Source organism: Chryseobacterium sp. G0162 (genome assembly GCF_003815715.1).
Taxonomy (GTDB): Bacteria; Bacteroidota; Bacteroidia; order Flavobacteriales; family Weeksellaceae; genus Chryseobacterium.
Genome location: NZ_CP033922.1, coordinates 55,529 through 73,265, shown reverse-complemented (window position 1 = coordinate 73,265; position 17,737 = coordinate 55,529). Strand labels below are relative to the sequence as shown.

The following is a 17,737-nucleotide window of genomic DNA, read 5'->3' as shown; positions in this document are numbered from 1 at the left end:
TCGGTCACTACTTCAATATTAGTAATAATTTTTATCTATAGTTTATTAAAATGAAAAAGAATTTTTTTGACAGATTTGCAGATTGGGCTGCCTGTTTTGCAGGAAGTCCGGGTGCTTTTATCGGGGCAAGTATTTTGGTTATTATCTGGGCAGCTACAGGACCGGTATTTAAATTTTCTGAAGTATGGCAAATGGTTATTAACACAGGAACCACCATCGTTACATTTCTCATGGTTTTTCTAATCCAAAAAGCACAGAATAAAGATTCTAAAGCCATACAGATAAAGCTTAATGAATTGATTTCCGCTCATGACAAAGCCAACAATCGAATTGTCGATATTGAAGATTTGACAGAAGATGAACTGGATGAGCTTCACAAGCTATATGAGAAGTTTGGTAAGTTCCCTAAAAATCATGAAAATAGAAAGTAGTTGGAATTTAAAAAGTGGTTGTAATTTAAGTAGATCGGATTAATTTTAAATGAAGAACCTCAAAAGTGATTATCTTTTTGTGAAGAAATGAATAATGTATTAGATATTATAACGAAGGAATGCTCAAAAGAACATTCCTTTTTATCTATAGGATTAAAGTGTAATATAATTATCCCTCATTTTATGATGGGTCATGCATAAAATCAATACATAATTTTTCGGTTTGTAATTAGGACGATTTTTTCTTGCTCCATCTTTTTTATAGCTCTGATAGTCGTTTCAACGCATAATCCTGTTAAAGAAGCTAATTGTTGACGCGTGATGGGAACTTCATATGTAAATGGAGTTTTATTTTCGTGTTCATGCTTCATGAGCTCCAATACTTCCTTAATCCTTTCAACTGCACTTGGGGAAGATATTTTCTGCATGAGAATAAATTTACGGTACAGGTGCTTTGATAATGATTTGCAGAGCTCTAGATAATGGCTTGGATGCTGGTCTAGATAACGTGTGAAAGTACTTGCACATAATTTAATAATGGTACAATTCGAAAGGGCTACTGCATTTACCGGATATGTCTGTTCTAGGTATAACATATAATCTCCTAAGGGATCTTTTGAACTTAGTATATTTTGAATAAATTCTTTACCTGAACTATTGTAGTTATTTAGTTTAACATCACCATTAACAATCTGAAAATAAAATTTGGGACTTCCGCCTTCTTGGAATATATAATCTCCTGGATAATAATGTTGTTCTACACCTCCGATGGAGCGTAGAAGCTCTTCTTTAAAAAACATACTTTTAATTTTTGTGGTTAGTGATAAGAATGGATGTAAATTCCCAATATAGGATCATCAGCGTAATACGAGTATCGTAATTTTGCTGTATGTTACAGTATATTTTTTAAAGTAACAGTCTAACTTAGGATTGATAGAAAAAATCATGAAGTGGATTACGCCTTTTATAAAATATTTATCAGACGATTTTCCAATACCAAAACTGCTAAAGCTCCATAATTAGTTAGGAGATAATATAATTCATCAGCAATTAATATGCATCAAATATACTGCAAATACTATTTAAATGATATGTTTTGAATCATACTTTATATTATTTTTAATCATAAAGCTAGTTAATTGTAAAATATAAATATAAAATGGTTGGACTTCTAAAATTATTTTCAACTTTATCCTTTGAATACGTTTATTAAATTATAATTTTTTATCTAATATTGTGATTATTATGTTATTAGTTACTTCTATATAATTACCAGTAACTTAAAGTAGACACGGTGATAATCACCTTGTAAATAAATAAAAGAAATTAGGATAGTATATTTATTCAATAGATTCCTCTACCCAATATGGATTACCATAAGTAGGCTTTAATAAAATATTTTACTATTAATCAATTTCAATACATGATCACTTTCCATTTTCTTAATAGTTCTAATCACGGTTTCAATTCGTAAACCTGTAATGGATGCCATTTGCTTTCTGGTTAAATAAACCTCAAATGAATATTTTTCTTTGTTATTGCTGTAACTTTTAAAGTAGTCAAGAATTCCCAAAAGCCTTACCTCTGGTCTCAATGATAAATTATGTTGCATCATGACAAATTTTTGGTACAATCGTTCAGATATAAACTTATTGATATCTAAAGATACATTCGGGTGATCGGCAAGTAATCTAAAGAAGTTGTCTTTTGCAATAGTAATGATTTCACAGGGATTTAACGTTATAGCATTGACAGGATATTTTTCGGTGATAAAAAGGAGCAACTCACAAACGCTCTGTCCTGAAAATAAAATACTTTGAATAATCTCTTTCCCGTCTTCATCGTAATGATTTAATTTAACTCTACCCTCTATTATTTGGTAATAGCGTTTAGGAGTATCACCTTCCTGAAATATTGTTTCATGGGCTTTAAACAGTGTTGTTTCTGCACCGTATAATTGCAAAAGATTTTGATCGATAATCATAGTAGTAATATTTAGTTTTAGAATTAAAGTTAATAGAATATCCAAGATTAAATATTCCAGATTACACTAAATCTTTAGCAAGAGAAAGCACAATCTTATCTAAAGATAATACAAAAACCAGCAATCAAAAATCTGTTGATTGTATTGGTTACCTAAATTTTTAAATACATATAGGTAAAATTGTTCCTATGACTGATTGACATTTTGTACACAAAATTCGTACGTATGATTTAGGTCATACATGTGAAGTGTCCTTTACCATTACCTTTGAATGCTAGTTAATTGCACACTTATCAGTGATATATGTCACTTTTTTTTAATTCTGCAATTTAATTAGTACAAGTTTAATACCCCGTAATAATTTTTTCAATATGCTGGTTGATGAAGATTTACTCTTTCATTATGGAGGACAATTAGTGAAATTCAACAAAAATGATATGATATTTAGAGAATCGGAAATACCAAAATTTTATTATCAGATAAAATATGGTAATGTAAAAATCAACAATTATCATCAGGAAGGAAAAGAATTTATCCATAGTTTACCTTCATCCGGGCACTGTCTTGGAGAAACTTTTATATTTTCCGTAAGACCTTATCCCGTCAATGCAGTAGCAATGAATGATGTAGCAGTAATTAAAGTTGGAATAGACAGATTCTTTGATCTGATTCACAATGATAAAAGCATATTATTTAAACTTTATCAATATACCTCTGAAAGAATGCACTACCGTTATGTGATGTTAAATAATTTATCATCCACAAACACCTTCAGTAAAATAATCTGTGTGATGGACTGTTTGAAGCAATATCATAACGTGACAGAACAATACGGTTATCAAATTCCCTACACCCGTCTTGAAATTGCCTCACTTACAGGATTGAGAATAGAAACTGTGATAAGAGTATTAAAAAAGATGGAACGTGAAAATATTGTAAAAAATATTGGTGGAAAAATATTTTATTAATTATTTCAATCATGCCTATTAATCCTATTAAAATTCGATGCTATCTGATGATTGGAATAAATTTAACCAGATCAAAGAGTTTAAAAAGCATATTCTTTATAATTGGAATAGATAAGTGGCAATAAATACTTCAACATTTATATTTTTTTATAGTAATTACTACGATAAATTATTGCTATATGACTCAAGTCATAAGGTAAATTTTTATAGAGTTGTAATTTTGAAATACACCATAAAAATAGATATAATATGAACATGATTTACATAAATACTGACACAGATTAGCCTGTGCGGCTTGCTTATTTATAATATGTTATAGAATGTTGAGGTAATTCACTCTATTTTCTAATACGCGCAACTCAGTTAGTTGATTCTCTTTTTTTACAAAAGAAACTTTATTCAGAATATACTAACAAGTTGGATAATTATCCTAAAACAATCTGCTGTATCGAATTTGCAGATACTGTAATTTAAATACTACGTTACTTCACCTACATCAAATCGTAAAACAAGAAATATGGAAAATGAAAATTTAGGATCAAACTCGAAACGTGATCAACTTCAAGATCATACAACGGATAACAGTAATGAAAAACTGACGACCAATCAGGGATTAAAGATCAATAACAATCAGGACTCTCTGAAAGCTGGTGAAAGAGGACCTTCTCTTCTTGAAGATTTTATTCTCAGAGAAAAAATTACTCATTTCGATCACGAACGAATTCCGGAAAGAGTAGTTCATGCAAGAGGTTCCGGTGCTCACGGTGTTTTTAAATTAAATAAAAGTCTGGCAAAATATACGAAAGCTAAATTTTTAAATAATACAGATGAAGAGACTCCTGTATTTGTACGTTTTTCTACCGTTGCCGGAAGTAGAGGAAGTACCGATCTGGCTCGTGATGTAAGAGGATTTGCTGTAAAATTTTATACGGAAGAAGGCGTTTATGACCTGGTAGGTAATAATATGCCTGTATTTTTTATTCAGGACGCTATAAAATTTCCGGATCTGGTCCATGCAGTAAAACCTGAACCTGATAACGAGATTCCGCAAGCTGCTTCGGCTCACAACACTTTTTGGGATTTCATTTCATTAATGCCAGAGAGTACCCACATGATCATGTGGTTGATGAGTGACCGTGCGATTCCGAGAAGCTTCCGGATGATGGAAGGTTTTGGTGTGCATTCATTTAAATTTATCAATGAAGAGGGTGATGTACACTTTGTGAAATTTCATTTTAAACCCAAATTAGGAGTCCATTCGGTGGCGTGGCCCGAAGCACAGAAGATTTCAGGAAATGATCCTGATTTTCATCGACGTGACCTTTGGGAAGCCATTGAGAACGGAGCTTTCCCTGAGTGGGATTTGGGGGTGCAGGTAGTTCCTGAAAAAGATGAACACAAATTTGATTTTGATCTCCTTGATCCTACAAAAATTATCCCGGAAGAGCTTGTTCCTGTGGAACTTGTAGGGACTCTAACATTAAACCGAAATCCCGATAATTTCTTTGCAGAAACAGAGCAAGTAGCATTTCATCCCGGTCATATTGTTCCCGGCATAGATTTTACCAATGATCCTCTTTTACAGGGAAGACTTTTCTCGTACACCGATACTCAGCTTACCAGATTAGGCTCTCCGAATTTTCATGAAATTCCGATCAACAGGTCCATTACAACCATTCACAATAATCAGCGTGACGGACACATGCGTCAGCAGATCGTTAAAGGAAAAGTAAGTTACGAACCCAATTCAATGGGTGGGGGGTGTCCGTTTCAGGCTATGATGAAAGAAGGAGGTTTTGTCTCCCAGGAGGAGCGGGTAGAAGGACATAAAGTAAGGGCAAGAAGCTCCAGCTTTGTAGACCATTATTCTCAAGCAAAATTATTTTATAACAGTCAGTCTGATTTTGAAAAAACGCATCTGCAAAATGCATTGGTTTTTGAGCTTTCAAAAGTAACGCTTCCTTCCATCAGAGAACGAATGGTTGGTCAGTTAGCTTTTGTAAACAAACATTTGGCTCAGGAAGTTGCATCCAGATTAGGTGTTGAGGTTAAAATTCTCGATCAGCCCAATCAAAGTATTCCTGCGGATGCCGATCCAGCAAGTCTTCAAAGTGCAGAAACTAAACCTACCCTAAAATTTTCAGAAGCGCTGAGTATGGCTAATACCGTTAAAGATACCATTGAGAGCCGAGTAATTGGCTTAATGATGACTGATGGGTTTGATGCTGCTTCTACCGATCATTTAATAGAAAAATTAGAAGGGCAGGGCGCGGTTGTACAATATATTGCTGATTCCGTAGCGCCGGTAAAATCTTCGGACGGACAGACGTACATTCCGGATCATTCATTATCTACAACTTCAAGTGTTTGCTTTGATGCCCTGTATATCTGTGGCGGTGCAAAATCTGCAGAAGGTTTTGTAAAGCCTGGAAATAAAAATATGACGGTTGATTTTATTAATGAGGCATTCCGTCACTGTAAAGCTGTCTACTTTGGATCTGATACTGAAGTAATCAAAAAGCTTACAGATGTGGCATCGATCAAACATGATGATCCTGGAGTAATTTCTGCTAAAGATGCTAATTCTGATGATTTATTTGTTGAGGCGATAGCTAATCACAGGGTTTGGCAGTTTGAAAAAGAAAGAAACGGATTAGTATAAAAAATGAGTAGGAACTACTTGACATTCATATCAACACCAACAAATTAAAATATTATGAAAAAGACAATTCTAATCATTGCAGCCATTGCTGCAATAACGGCATGTAACAAAAAAGAAACCACTACTGTTGATCATACAGCTGATCACAGCGAAATATCTGCTCCTGTTGATTCGGGTGCAATGCCTGGAGATTCTCTTTCAACTTCCCAAACCTCTTCTGAAGCAACATCATTAAATGATCAGGATCGAAAATTTGCTAATGCAGCAGCAAAAGGAGGAATGATGGAAGTGATGGCGGGAGAATGGGCATCCCAAAATGCGACCAACCCAACAGTTAAAAAACTGGGTGAAATGATGGTAAAGGATCACTCCAAAGCCAACGAAGAATTAAAGCAGTGGGCCTCTAAAACCGCTTACACTCTGCCTACCGGCTTAGATGCAGACCAACAGAAGATATACGATGATCTGAAGGCAAAAAAAGGAGCTGATTTTGATCGTATGTATACCGATATGATGGTTAAGGATCATGAAAAAACAATAGCTGATTTCAAGAAAGAAGCTGCTGAAGGTTCCGAATCCTCTCTGAAAAATTTTGCCACTAAAACGCTTCCCACTTTAGATCATCATTTAATGGAATCTAAAAAAGCAAAAGATGCTGTAAAATAATGTCGAATAAACATCCGGTAATCTGCCTTGAAAGGGTTATCGGATATTATTCCAAGGACTTTATATTATTTCTGAAAATCTGATGCTGACGGTTCGATGGTTTAAATTATTTATTTATAACCCAGAAAATTAATGTTCATAAAGACAGTGTGTAATCATTAATGCCGTCTGCATTTTATTGCTAGAATAATCTACTTGGCTTCAAAACTTATCATCATGAGAAATTCCAAATTACCCAATGCTACAGCAGTGCTAGTGCTCGGAATTTCTTCTGTAGCCTTATGCTGTTCGATAAAAATAAAGGAGGTTACTCCAATTTCGACAATTTAAAAACAAGAATAATGCTAAGCATTCTTGGGATAAGTTTAAGTTCCCTTTGCCTGATTTATTTATTGTTGGTACACTATCTTTAGTTGTTCAGGGAGGGGGATATCCTCTACCATTGCTGAGGTATAAAAACTTTAGCCAGATCTTGCGTCAGCCATTTTAATCAAATTACAATTTGAAGTGGCCAACACATCAGATTTTTAGAGTCTGATGACCACATGGATAACGAATAAACACCAAACCATAAAATATAACAATATAGAAGCAGAGGTTTTTCATTCACCGGGTAACATTACCTGCGATACCGTCGATGATCCAAAGATTGAAGATCAAAATGATATCATTCTTCGTGTAACTTCCACCGCAATCTGTGGTAGTGACCTTCACATGTATTCGGGAGGAATTCCTCAGCCGCGTCCTATGGTAATGGGACATGAGTTTATGGGAATTGTGGAGGAATTAGGAAAAAACATCAATCATCTACAAGCGGGTTACAGAGTTATTGTACTATTTCCGATTGCATGCGGAGGGTGTTATTTCTGCCAGCATGATTTACCATCAGGTTGTGAAAACTCCAATATAGAAAATTATGGTCCCGAAGGAGGCTTGGTTACTGAAAAAGGAGGGGGAATGTTTGGTTATACCGATCTGTATGGTGGGTATAATGGCGGGCAGGCACAATATGTAAGAGTTCCTTATGCTAATTTCGGGCCTAGAAATGTTTCTGATTCATTGACTGATGAACAGGTGCTTTTTCTTACCGATATTTTTCCTACAGGCTATACCGGCGTAATGTGGGCGGATCTTAAAGGTGGAGAAACGGTAGCTATTTTCGGTGCAGGGCCTGTGGGATCAATGGCCGTAAAAAGTGCTATTCTTCATCATGCAAAAAAAGTAATTGTTATTGATACCCTTCAATATAGACTGGACCAGATAAAAAATCTTACAGGATGCGAAACCATTCTTTGGGAAGATGCTAAACAGACTGTTGACGAAATCAGAAGCATGACCAATGGCAGAGGTGCCGATTTATGCATAGATGCTGTAGGTTTTGAACCGGACAGAAATCTGATGGATAGAGCAAAGGCAGTTGTCAATTTTGAAAAAGGTTCTATCAAAGTGCTGGATGCGTGTATGAATGGAGTAAGACGTGGAGGTTTTGTTTCCATATTAGGAGTCTATCCCATGAATTATGACAATTTTAGGGTAGGTCAGCTTTTTGATAAAGGCATTACGCTTAAAGCGGGGCAATCTCCGGTTCATGCAATCATTGATAAATTAATGAAATATGTAGAAACCGGGCAGGTAAAACTCGATGATATCATAACGCACCGCCTTTCCCTTGATGAGGTGGCAAAAGAATATGAATTATTTGATAAAAAGCAGGACGGATGTGTAAAAGTCGTGCTTGATCCCTGGAGATAAGTAAATCTCCATAGTATTAGGAGAGACGTATTCTTAATAAATTAAAATGTATTCTCATGGAATTTAAAAAGTCTTTGTTGGATTATATCGGCTGGGCGCTGAAATCTGCCCATGAATCAGTTTCTGTAGCAGAAAGTGTTACTGCTGGCTGCTTGCAGTTTTCATTTTCGCAGATGAAAGATGCCTCTGAATTTTTTAAAGGCGGCATAACTGCCTATACTCTTGAGGAAAAAGTAAAACTTTTGAAAGTTGATGAGCAGGAAGCGATAAAGTGTGATTGTGTTTCTAAGGAAGTTGCCGATGAAATGGCGTTGAATGTTAGTGCATTATTCAATACAGACTGGGGAATATCTGTTACGGGATATGCAACTTCTGTGAAAGAATCGGATCAAAAAATTTTCGCGCATTTTTCATTTGCCTACAAAAATGAAATCATTTTATCCAAAAAACTGGAACTGCACCATAAAACAAAGACTTCAACAGCCCAGCTGTATTACGCAGAATTTATTCTCGGATGCTTTAAATGTGAACTTAATCAAATAATTATTTTAAAATAAACGATATGGAAATCAAAAATCAATATGTACTGATCACCGTTGCAACCAGTGGAATCGGATATGAACTGGCGAAATTATTCGCAAAAAATGGCTACCATCTGGTTATTGTATCGCGCAGTCATGATCAACTGCTTGAAAAAGCCAATGAATTTAAAAAATATGGTGTTAAGGTGGTAACCCAGGCAAAAAATCTCTTTAAAGAAGATGATGTTTTTTCTATGTATGCCGAACTTAGACTCAACGATATTAGTCCGGAAATATTGGTGAATGACGCAGGACAGGGCTTCTATGGAAAATTTGAAGATACAGATATACATCGGGAATTGGATATTGTCAGGCTCAATATAAATGCAGTTCTGATTTTAACCAAACTTTTCCTAAAGGATCGTATCGGTAAAGGATCAGGAAAAATACTAAATCTGGCTTCAATCGCAAGTAAAGCACCCGGTCCATGGCAATCAGTTTATCACGGAAGTAAAGCTTTTATCTTATCATGGTCTGAGGCGATTCGTGAAGAATTAAAAGATACCGGAATTACGGTTACTGCACTTCTTCCAGGACCGACCGATACGGATTTTTTCAACAAAGCACAGATGAACAGAAGTAAGATTATGGAAGATAAAGAGAGTTTCAGCACTCCGGAAGAAGTGGCTAAGGATGGCTATGATGCTCTGATGAATGGAGAGGATAAAATAATCTCGGGGTTGAAAAATAAATTAACGGTAGCCATGTCTAATCTGGCAAGCGATAGCATGGCAGCATATCGTATGAGAAAAATGCAGGAACCACAAGATGTATAAATTTTAATAGTATGGAGAGGTTGCAATTGCAGAATAAATCAGTGCTCATTACAGGAGCAGACAACGGAATAGGTAAAGCAATTGCCTTATTATTTGCCAAAGAAGGTGCGGATATTTCTTTTATCTATTATAAAGACGACAAAGATGCAGAAAAAACAAAATTGGAAATTGAAGCTCTAGGCAGGCGTGCTATATGTTTTGGCGGAGATATCAATGATATAGATTTTTGTAAAGTAACCGTCTCAAAAACAGTTGCTGAGTTTGGGAAAATTGATATTCTAGTAAATAATGCAGGAACACAAATTCCTGCAGATAATATTATTGACCTTACAGAAGCAAGCATCAGAAAGACATTTAATTCCAATATCATTGGAATGATTTTACTTACCAAGGAAGTTTTTCCCAATTTAAAAAAAGGGAGTTCCATTGTTAATACGACCTCCGCAGTCGCTTATATTGGGCATGAAGAATTATTAGATTATTCAGCTACAAAAGGGGCAATTGTTTCTTTTACGAGATCGCTGGCATTACAGGCGAAACCTAAAGGGATTCGGGTCAATGCAGTAGCACCTGGACCGGTAGCGACACCACTTACTGAGAAAACTTTTGGTGAAGAAGAAGACGATCAAAGCAAACCTCCATTGGAAAGAAATGCCAATACGGATGAGATTGCTTCAAGTTATCTGTTTTTAGCTACCGATGCTTCAGCACAGATGACGGGGCAGGTTCTCCATCCGAACGGTTGATTAATAGTCAACGGATAGATAAATGTTGAAATCCGTAAAGTTGGTACCTTACCAAAATTAATGGAAGCAAGAAAACAATTTGATTATGCCTCACAAGTCAATTTTTTGATGATCCCAATTGTATTACATTCATACGTAAGAGCGATAAAAAAGTAAAGGTTGCCTGGTCATTATTTCAAATTATGGAAAAGCGTGTAGAGAAATTTTAATAGTTAATGCAAGATCAGTAAGCAATTGGGTTAAAAAATAAATATTCACCGATGCAAATCCTATTTTAAGAGAATAAAAATCAATCCAATAAAATCAAGTATCAATGATTAAACATAATTTCTTTTACCGAAACAGTTTAAGTATTATTCTTTTTATATTGATGTTTGTCTGCCTGTACGGGCAGGTCATGACGGGTTGGAAAACTGAAAACAAAGAATTGGCTGAAGAAGGACAGCATCTTTTAAGTATCGGAGAATATCTACACAGCGGCCATTTTGTTCAGGCCACTTTTGAAAACTAGGAAAGTGAATTTTTACAAATGATGCTGTATGTTGTTCTGACTGTTTTTCTCAGACAGAAGGGGGTCAAGTGAATCAAAGTCTTTGGATGAAAAAGAAGATGTTGATAAATAACCTCGACCTCATTCCAATGCACCATGGCCGGTTAAACAGGGTGGTCTATGGCTTATTCTCTATAAACATTCACTATCAATTTCTTTTGGTATTCTTTTTCTTATCAGTTTTACCTGTCATTTTTATGGAAGCTATGAAGAATACAGTGGTGAGCAGATTGCTAAAGAACTGCCTGTGATGCCAATTCAGGAATATTTGTATGATGCCCGTTTTTGGTTTGAGTAGTTTCAAAACTGGCAGAGTGAGTTTTTAGCAGTTGCTTCGCTGGTTATCCTTTCAATTTGGCTCAGAGAAAAAGGTTCTCCGGAATCAAAGCCAGTTGATATGCCACAAAAAAAAACGAAATGAAGCCAAAATTGATCACAGGGGTACCCCTCCAGGAAAAAGGAAGTTTTCACGATACGGAAAGTATTCGTTTAGCTAAAGATTTTGAAGATATAGTTGATTTGTATAAGACTTTAAAAGATCGCCTTTTGTCGGTAAATTACTGGAATTATTATGCTAGTGGAGTTGGTGCGGATTTTAAACTGCACGATAAAAATGGGAATTTAAAAAAGAAACTACCTGAAAAAGGAGATTTCATTAGGATAGATATTCCGGGGCTGGGCAATTTTGAGGCAAGAGGGTTTGATTGGGTCGCGATAACAGATATGTATGAAAATTTATCTGCCAATAATGAAATTTTGGAGCAGCTGATTATTGAGTGTAAACCATCGGGGATACCGGATAAAATAAATACGCACACCGCACACTTTTACACGGGCGATACAAGCTCTACCTTTATTATAGCACGAGGGAAAGATTTTATAAAAGCAGGTATTTACGGACGTAACGAGACACCCAATATGGATGCTCAAATCGCAGATAAAGCAAGGAATTTAGCTATTGCCCTTGGAGGGATGGTGGGAATTTCAAATATTCAATGGAAAATTTTGACAGATGGGTTAGTTGAGTTTCGATCCTGGTGATATATAGATTTTGAAATCATATTAATTCTTCTAAAGAAAGTAATAATTACTATCTAAAAAAATGTTAGAGGGATTCTATTCTTTCTTATCATATAAATAACTTAAGAGTAAAATTTAATAAAATTTATGAATCGATTATGATCATTGTCATAGGATTTGCCTTCCTGAGCTTGTAGCTTTGATATACCAAATTAAAATATGTTATATGAAAGCAATAATCTCTTTAGCTCTTCTTCTAGGGCTTTTTGACAATCAGTTGTAAAAAAGAAGTACAAACAGCACCACCAGTTACTGTTGATACATCTGCTATAGATTCAATGAATATAAATTCCACCCGGCCAGACACAACAGATACTACATCAAGAAATCTAAATGATAGTGTTGCCACTATTAAGATGAAGGATTCAGCTGGCGTGAGCTCTAAATAGGGGTACGTATAATTTAACGTATTACAGAATAATAGAATAACTAAAAGTATTATTCAATTATGTTTCACACTGTTTCTACTGTGTGCGGGTATTGTATTATCTAAACATTAAAAATAAACCGACTGTAGTCTGATACTAGTCAAGGACTGCGGTACATCACTAAATATTAATTCCAAAAAGTAAAATTTATGAACACTAGAAATTCAAACAACAGAAGTTCAGGCAGAAATTCATCAGATGATGACCAGTCAATGCTTGAAGAAGCGTACCAATTAGGTTATGAGCATGGTTATAACGACGGAAGTGAAGATGAGGAGTACGATGATGATTTCTCAGATTTTGAAGACTATTTCGATGAGGAAGGAGGGTATGATGATGAGGATTATGATGACGATGACTATGATGACGACGACTATGACTATGATGATGACGACGATAATAGAGGCAGAGGTTCAAGAGGCGGAAGCAGAGGAAATAGAGGTGGTAGTCAAAACAGGGATAGTCAGGGAAGGTTTACTTCTGGTGGAAGAGGAAGTTCTGGAAGCAGCTCTCGTGGAGGATCCCGTTCTGGCTCCGGATCTAGGTCAGGAGGAAGCGGAAGATCTTCAGGATCTGGCTCAGGATCAAGATCAAATTCAGGATCAGTAAGATCAGGATCAAATAGTGGAGGAAGCTCAAGAAACTCCAATTCAAGATCGGGTGGAAATAGTGGCTCAGGAAGAGGGCGTAGCTCAAGCTCCGGTTCAGGAAGCGGCCGTGGCTCTAATCCTAACTCCGGTTCAGGAGGTAATAACAGAGGTTCAAATTCAGGAGGCGGAACATCAAAAAGAGGTTTTGCTTCAATGAGTAAATCTGAACGTACAAGAATAGCCAGAATGGGAGGCCAGGCTTCTCATGGCGGTGGAAGATCTTCAGGATCCGGCAGATCAGGATTCGGAGGCAGACGTAATTCATAATTCTTTTTAGGCTGTCTCTTTGAAAAAGGGGCAGCCTTTTAACCCTTTAAATCCCATTATCTTATGGCAACTAAAACAACAGGAAACACGACAACCGGCACTGCTGATAAAAAAATGGCAGTAGACAATGCTACAGTAAAAGAAAGTGAGATGAAAAATGCTCCGCTGCATAAATTTTTTGTAGATGCATTAAAAGACATTTATTACGCTGAGCATAAATTAGTAGATGCATTGCAGACTATGCATGACGCAGCAACAACAGAAGAGCTTAAAGATGCTTTTGAGGATCATCAGTTACAGACTAAAAAGCATATAAGCCGCTTGGAGAAAGTTTTTAAACTCATTAATGAGAATCCGGAGCAGAAAAAATGTGAAGCAATGGATGGATTGATTAAGGAAGGCGAAGAAATCATTAAATCTACGGAAGAAGGCACGATGACAAGAGATGCAGCTCTGATAATCGCGGCGCAGAAGGTAGAACATTATGAGATTGCAAGCTATGGAGGCCTAACGCAACTTGCTATTACTATGGGACACGATAAGGCTGCTGAGCTGTTAGAAAAAACACTGCAGGAGGAAGAAGATACAGATTACAACCTTACGGAAATTGCAGAAACTAACATTAATTTTGATGCTCAGCAAGAAGATTAAACATATAAAATTTAAACAAGCCATACACTATCAGCTGTATGGCTTGTTTTCAATAATATAGAGCAGCGTCTTCATTTAAAGAATAAACATTACCCTAAGTTCGTTAATAAATTAATGAAATGCAGATCAATTTTAATTACGTAAAATTTATATTATAAAGTAAAATTTATATTATAAAAGTGTCATGGAATTTAACAAGATCCTTTTGGAACAAATCAATGAAGAATTTATGAGTTGTGATCAAACCATTTCTCTTGCAGAAAGTGTTACCGCTGGTGCGATGCAGCTTGCATTTTCGGAAATGACTAATTCAAAATTATTTTATAAAGGCGGTATCACGGTACATAGTCCTGATAAAATAGTGAAGCTATTGAAGGTAGAGACTTCTGAGATCAAAAATTCTAATTGTGTATCCAGCCTTTTTGCTGACAAGTTATGACTCTATGCATCCACAATGTTTGAAAGTGATTGGAGTATTGCTACATCCGGATACTGTACACCGGAAAGGCATTCGGTATTTGAAATTTATGTATATTACTCGATTCTGTATAAAAGACAGATTGTCTTTTCAGATAAAATAGAGTTCAATAATTTATAAAAATAAACTTAACCCTCTTTCTGTAAAGTTATATTACACAGAAGAGATTTTACGAAAATTTCTAAGCCAGTTGAAACTGACCCTTATCCTAAACAGTAAAGAGACTAACGACAGATCAACATTGTAATAAGTATAAAATCCAGACCTGACTTTTAGCTTACACACTTTGCAAGACAGTCTCCAATTCTAAAGAATGTAGTCTTAGAAAATTCAATCCACATCAATTTATCTTAAAATTGTATTTTAAATGGACCTTCAAAATATCATAACCTCCAAGTTTTAGATTTTGTTTTGACAGTTTTCTCTGTTTGCGGGGCAAAGTATCTCGTCAGAGAAATATGACGCTAAACGTTAACTTTAAAAAAAAGCGAAAATAATTTATGGTTTTTACTTTAAGTTTTCGAAACTAAATCGTCGAATCTTTCACCGTTTTATCGGGAGCTTTTTCAGCAGTTACTATGTTTTTCGAATCTTCTTTAGATACTATTTGCGGGCTCCATTTTGCATGTTTTGAAGGTTTAAGTTGATGCCCCATTTTTTTAGCGTAGACCTTAGTGAATTCTGCACCAAAGAAAATAATCTGGCAGGTGTAATTAATCCACAACAGCAGTAAAATAACAGTCCCGGCAGTACCAAATGCAGAACTTGGATTGAACGTTTCAAAATAAAAAGTGAGGATATACTTTCCAAGTGTAAACAGTGCAGCAGTTACTGCAGCTCCAACCCACACGGATTTCCATTGTAACTCAACATCCGGCAGAATTTTGAACATGGCTGCGAAAAGAAATAGTGTAACCAGAAAGCCTACAACAATATTAATAATATTCACCAAAACCAGGGTTTCTAACCCGAAACGGTGGATAACCCAATCGTTAGCAAGACCGATGAAAGAACTCAGCAGCAAGGTAATGAGCATAAGAAATGCAATGACAATAATCATCCCCAGAGAATTCGCACGGTCGAGAAGATATTTTTCCCAAGCCTTTTTAGGAGTTGCCACGATATCCCACAGCTTATTTAGGGACTTTTGAAATTGGAAGAAAAGTGAAGTTGCCCCAAAAACAAGCGTAACGATTCCAATGATTTTCATAACGATGTTCTTTTTATCCACCATGCCGGCTACGACCATTTCTTCAAGACTCTTACCAACATCTTTCCCCATCATGCTCCCGATGAGTTTAGTGATTTCTCCCCGTACCGCTTCTTCACCAAAGAATATACCCGTGAGCCATATAACTATAATTAAGAGTCCAGGAATCGAAAAAATTGCGCTATAGGCTAAGCTGGCAGCCTCGGTTCCCAGATCCCGTGCACTCCAGTCCTTATAGGTACCTTTAAGTATTTCCCAAAGATTATTAATTGTTTTCATGATGTATGGTATTACTTGTAAAAATCAGGTATATAATTTTACTTAACATTGTAACCTAACTGAATCAAAACGTTATTACTTGGATATCACTTCCGATTCTTTAGTCTGCGAAAATTATGATAGAGCTTGTTAGATACGAAACAGATTATTCATCTCTCTTTTTATAATGTTCGATGTTATTGAACTGATGGTAAGAAATGCGCAGTTGTCTCAGCTGTTCCGCAATTATTTTTGAACTTTCGCTACAAAGATCACCGCTTTTCAATGCATTATCGTATGCTTCAATAGCATGTTTTTCGCCAAAAACTACATTCTCCAAGGTTTCTTTATCACTATTACTTGTAGGTATGGAATTTTTAATATCGATCCAGGTCCGGTGTAGACTACCAGCCAATGATGATGTTTCTTCATCAGGATTTCCACCTCTTTCAGTAATGAGATTAATAATTTCATTCTTCATTATTTTTGACTGAGAGATCATTTTATCATATTCACCCTTTAGATCAGAATAGCTTTCCCAAACTTGTCCTTCTACGCTTTCAAAACCTTTAATTCTGTCATTGGTAATATGAAGTAATTCATTAAGTGCTGAAATTGTTTTATTATTTTCCATACTGAATATTTTTGAATGATTGAACAATAAATATGCCTATGTTGTTTGTTTTGTGGTATGTTATGACTTTATCTTTATAAAATTCGTAAACAGATAAGGTGTGGATCCATTAAATCTGGATTAAATTATTTGAACAGCAGTTTATTAATTATTGTCATACATAAAAAGTGTTATTTTTAAAAACACCAGTAGTAAAATATTAATAATCATTTGCTGTATACTGAAGTATTTATAAGTCTTATTCCTATATTTTACATGGTAAAAAAATTACCCTGCGAGCAGAGGTAAATGAGTCTTACTTAATTTTATCATAGATAAATTTGGTAACTATTGCACCGAAAATATAATATCCGACGGTCATGAATTTCTTTTTATTATTCTCTGTTACAGGATGATCATTCAAACCCATTTTTTGAGGAAGAACAACTACGGCTTTATATTTTGAAATAATGGCCATGCTTCCTTTGTCTTTATACACAAAATATTGTAAAGGTTGTTGGTTATAGAGTTTTATAAAATTTTTAGCGGCTAATTTTGCTTGTTGAATAGCAAGCTGAGCAGGCTGAGGATGTCCTTTAGGATAATTTTTATCCGTTAACTGTAAACAGATATCTTCTAATGCCCCGACATTATTAAATCCTATAACTCTGTTGTATTCATCAACTAATAATCTTCTTCCTTTACTTATACTCGTTTCAGGAATTCCCAATACTTCACGGCCGGTTACCCCGGAAGTCCAGATGAGTGTTTCTGTTTTTATTTTTCTTCCGTCTGATAGTATTACATTTTCCTCAACGTAATCTCTTACTGAAACGTTTAGAAGAATATTGACGCCGAGTCTTTTTAAATTATCACATGCGGTTTTTTTTGCAGCATCACTCATAGGAGCTAACAATGAGGAGAGCGCATCGATCAGATAAAGATGGGAGAGATTAAGCTTTTTCGAGGTTCAGCAGTAAGTGATT

The 17,737-nt window shown here is 35.5% G+C and carries 17 protein-coding genes and 2 pseudogenes; 14 read left to right on the top strand and 5 right to left on the bottom strand.

The features are described 5' to 3' along the window. Nucleotides 1-50 precede the first annotated feature (50 nt). A complete protein-coding gene (locus tag EG344_RS00345; protein ID WP_123907766.1) occupies nucleotides 51-431 on the top strand; it encodes a low affinity iron permease family protein in 381 nt (126 codons plus the stop codon). A gap of 203 nt (nucleotides 432-634) precedes the next feature. Here the strand turns inward: EG344_RS00345 and EG344_RS00340 are convergent, their stop codons facing one another. After that, on the bottom strand, nucleotides 635-1,231 hold the full coding sequence (locus EG344_RS00340) for a Crp/Fnr family transcriptional regulator (RefSeq protein ID WP_123907765.1): 597 nt from the start codon (nucleotides 1,229-1,231) through the stop codon (nucleotides 635-637). 587 nt (nucleotides 1,232-1,818) lie between these two features. Beyond that, nucleotides 1,819-2,415 (bottom strand): Crp/Fnr family transcriptional regulator, encoded by a 597-nt coding sequence (locus EG344_RS00335; RefSeq protein ID WP_123907764.1) that lies wholly within the window; start codon nucleotides 2,413-2,415, stop codon nucleotides 1,819-1,821. Between the two features lie 371 nt (nucleotides 2,416-2,786). Between EG344_RS00335 and EG344_RS00330 the strand changes: the two genes are divergently transcribed. The 13 genes and pseudogenes from EG344_RS00330 (at nucleotide 2,787) to EG344_RS00275 (ending at nucleotide 14,631) form a co-directional block, all read left to right on the top strand. Further along, on the top strand, nucleotides 2,787-3,383 hold the full coding sequence (locus tag EG344_RS00330; protein ID WP_123907763.1) for a Crp/Fnr family transcriptional regulator: 597 nt from the start codon (nucleotides 2,787-2,789) through the stop codon (nucleotides 3,381-3,383). Nucleotides 3,384-3,900: 517 nt separating this feature from the next. Next, nucleotides 3,901-6,045: a catalase gene (locus EG344_RS00325; RefSeq protein ID WP_123907762.1), complete on the top strand. Its 2,145-nt coding sequence runs from the start codon at nucleotides 3,901-3,903 to the stop codon at nucleotides 6,043-6,045. Between the two features lie 54 nt (nucleotides 6,046-6,099). Further along, nucleotides 6,100-6,711: a DUF4142 domain-containing protein gene (locus EG344_RS00320; RefSeq protein WP_123907761.1), complete on the top strand. Its 612-nt coding sequence runs from the start codon at nucleotides 6,100-6,102 to the stop codon at nucleotides 6,709-6,711. A 537-nt stretch (nucleotides 6,712-7,248) separates the two neighbouring features. Then, the gene (locus tag EG344_RS00315) at nucleotides 7,249-8,463 is read left to right on the top strand and encodes an alcohol dehydrogenase catalytic domain-containing protein (protein ID WP_228412821.1); all 1,215 of its coding nucleotides are present in this window, start codon (nucleotides 7,249-7,251) and stop codon (nucleotides 8,461-8,463) included. 56 nt (nucleotides 8,464-8,519) lie between these two features. Continuing rightward, nucleotides 8,520-9,020 carry a CinA family protein gene (locus tag EG344_RS00310; protein WP_123907760.1) on the top strand — a complete coding sequence of 167 codons (501 nt, stop codon included), beginning with the start codon at nucleotides 8,520-8,522 and terminating at the stop codon, nucleotides 9,018-9,020. Nucleotides 9,021-9,025: 5 nt separating this feature from the next. Beyond that, nucleotides 9,026-9,820 carry an SDR family NAD(P)-dependent oxidoreductase gene (locus EG344_RS00305; protein WP_123907759.1) on the top strand — a complete coding sequence of 265 codons (795 nt, stop codon included), beginning with the start codon at nucleotides 9,026-9,028 and terminating at the stop codon, nucleotides 9,818-9,820. 11 nt (nucleotides 9,821-9,831) lie between these two features. Further along, nucleotides 9,832-10,566, top strand: coding sequence for an SDR family oxidoreductase (locus tag EG344_RS00300; protein ID WP_123907758.1), 735 nt, complete (start codon nucleotides 9,832-9,834; stop codon nucleotides 10,564-10,566). Nucleotides 10,567-10,879: 313 nt separating this feature from the next. Then, nucleotides 10,880-11,149, top strand: a pseudogene (locus EG344_RS24175) (DUF6766 family protein). Nucleotides 11,150-11,243: 94 nt separating this feature from the next. Further along, nucleotides 11,244-11,537 (top strand): annotated as a pseudogene (locus EG344_RS24415) (DUF6766 family protein). Then, a complete protein-coding gene (locus EG344_RS00290) occupies nucleotides 11,534-12,157 on the top strand; it encodes a hypothetical protein (protein ID WP_123907757.1) in 624 nt (207 codons plus the stop codon). The pseudogene EG344_RS24415 and the gene EG344_RS00290 overlap by 4 nt, the downstream one beginning before the upstream one ends. A gap of 616 nt (nucleotides 12,158-12,773) precedes the next feature. Continuing rightward, nucleotides 12,774-13,541, top strand: coding sequence for a KGG domain-containing protein (locus EG344_RS00285; protein WP_123907756.1), 768 nt, complete (start codon nucleotides 12,774-12,776; stop codon nucleotides 13,539-13,541). A gap of 63 nt (nucleotides 13,542-13,604) precedes the next feature. Then, entirely contained in the window at nucleotides 13,605-14,192 is a 588-nt protein-coding gene (locus tag EG344_RS00280) for a ferritin-like domain-containing protein (protein WP_123907755.1), read from the top strand. Between the two features lie 184 nt (nucleotides 14,193-14,376). After that, the gene (locus tag EG344_RS00275; protein ID WP_123907754.1) at nucleotides 14,377-14,631 is read left to right on the top strand and encodes a CinA family protein; all 255 of its coding nucleotides are present in this window, start codon (nucleotides 14,377-14,379) and stop codon (nucleotides 14,629-14,631) included. Between the two features lie 565 nt (nucleotides 14,632-15,196). Here EG344_RS00275 and EG344_RS00270 read toward each other — a convergent pair. The 3 genes from EG344_RS00270 to EG344_RS24170 form a co-directional block, all read right to left on the bottom strand. Further along, on the bottom strand, nucleotides 15,197-16,159 hold the full coding sequence (locus EG344_RS00270; protein ID WP_123907753.1) for a YihY/virulence factor BrkB family protein: 963 nt from the start codon (nucleotides 16,157-16,159) through the stop codon (nucleotides 15,197-15,199). 145 nt (nucleotides 16,160-16,304) lie between these two features. Then, nucleotides 16,305-16,772: a PA2169 family four-helix-bundle protein gene (locus EG344_RS00265; RefSeq protein ID WP_123907752.1), complete on the bottom strand. Its 468-nt coding sequence runs from the start codon at nucleotides 16,770-16,772 to the stop codon at nucleotides 16,305-16,307. Nucleotides 16,773-17,067: 295 nt separating this feature from the next. Beyond that, nucleotides 17,068-17,655 carry an NAD(P)/FAD-dependent oxidoreductase gene (locus EG344_RS24170; protein WP_262697557.1) on the bottom strand — a complete coding sequence of 196 codons (588 nt, stop codon included), beginning with the start codon at nucleotides 17,653-17,655 and terminating at the stop codon, nucleotides 17,068-17,070. Between the last annotated feature and the right edge of the window lie 82 nt (nucleotides 17,656-17,737).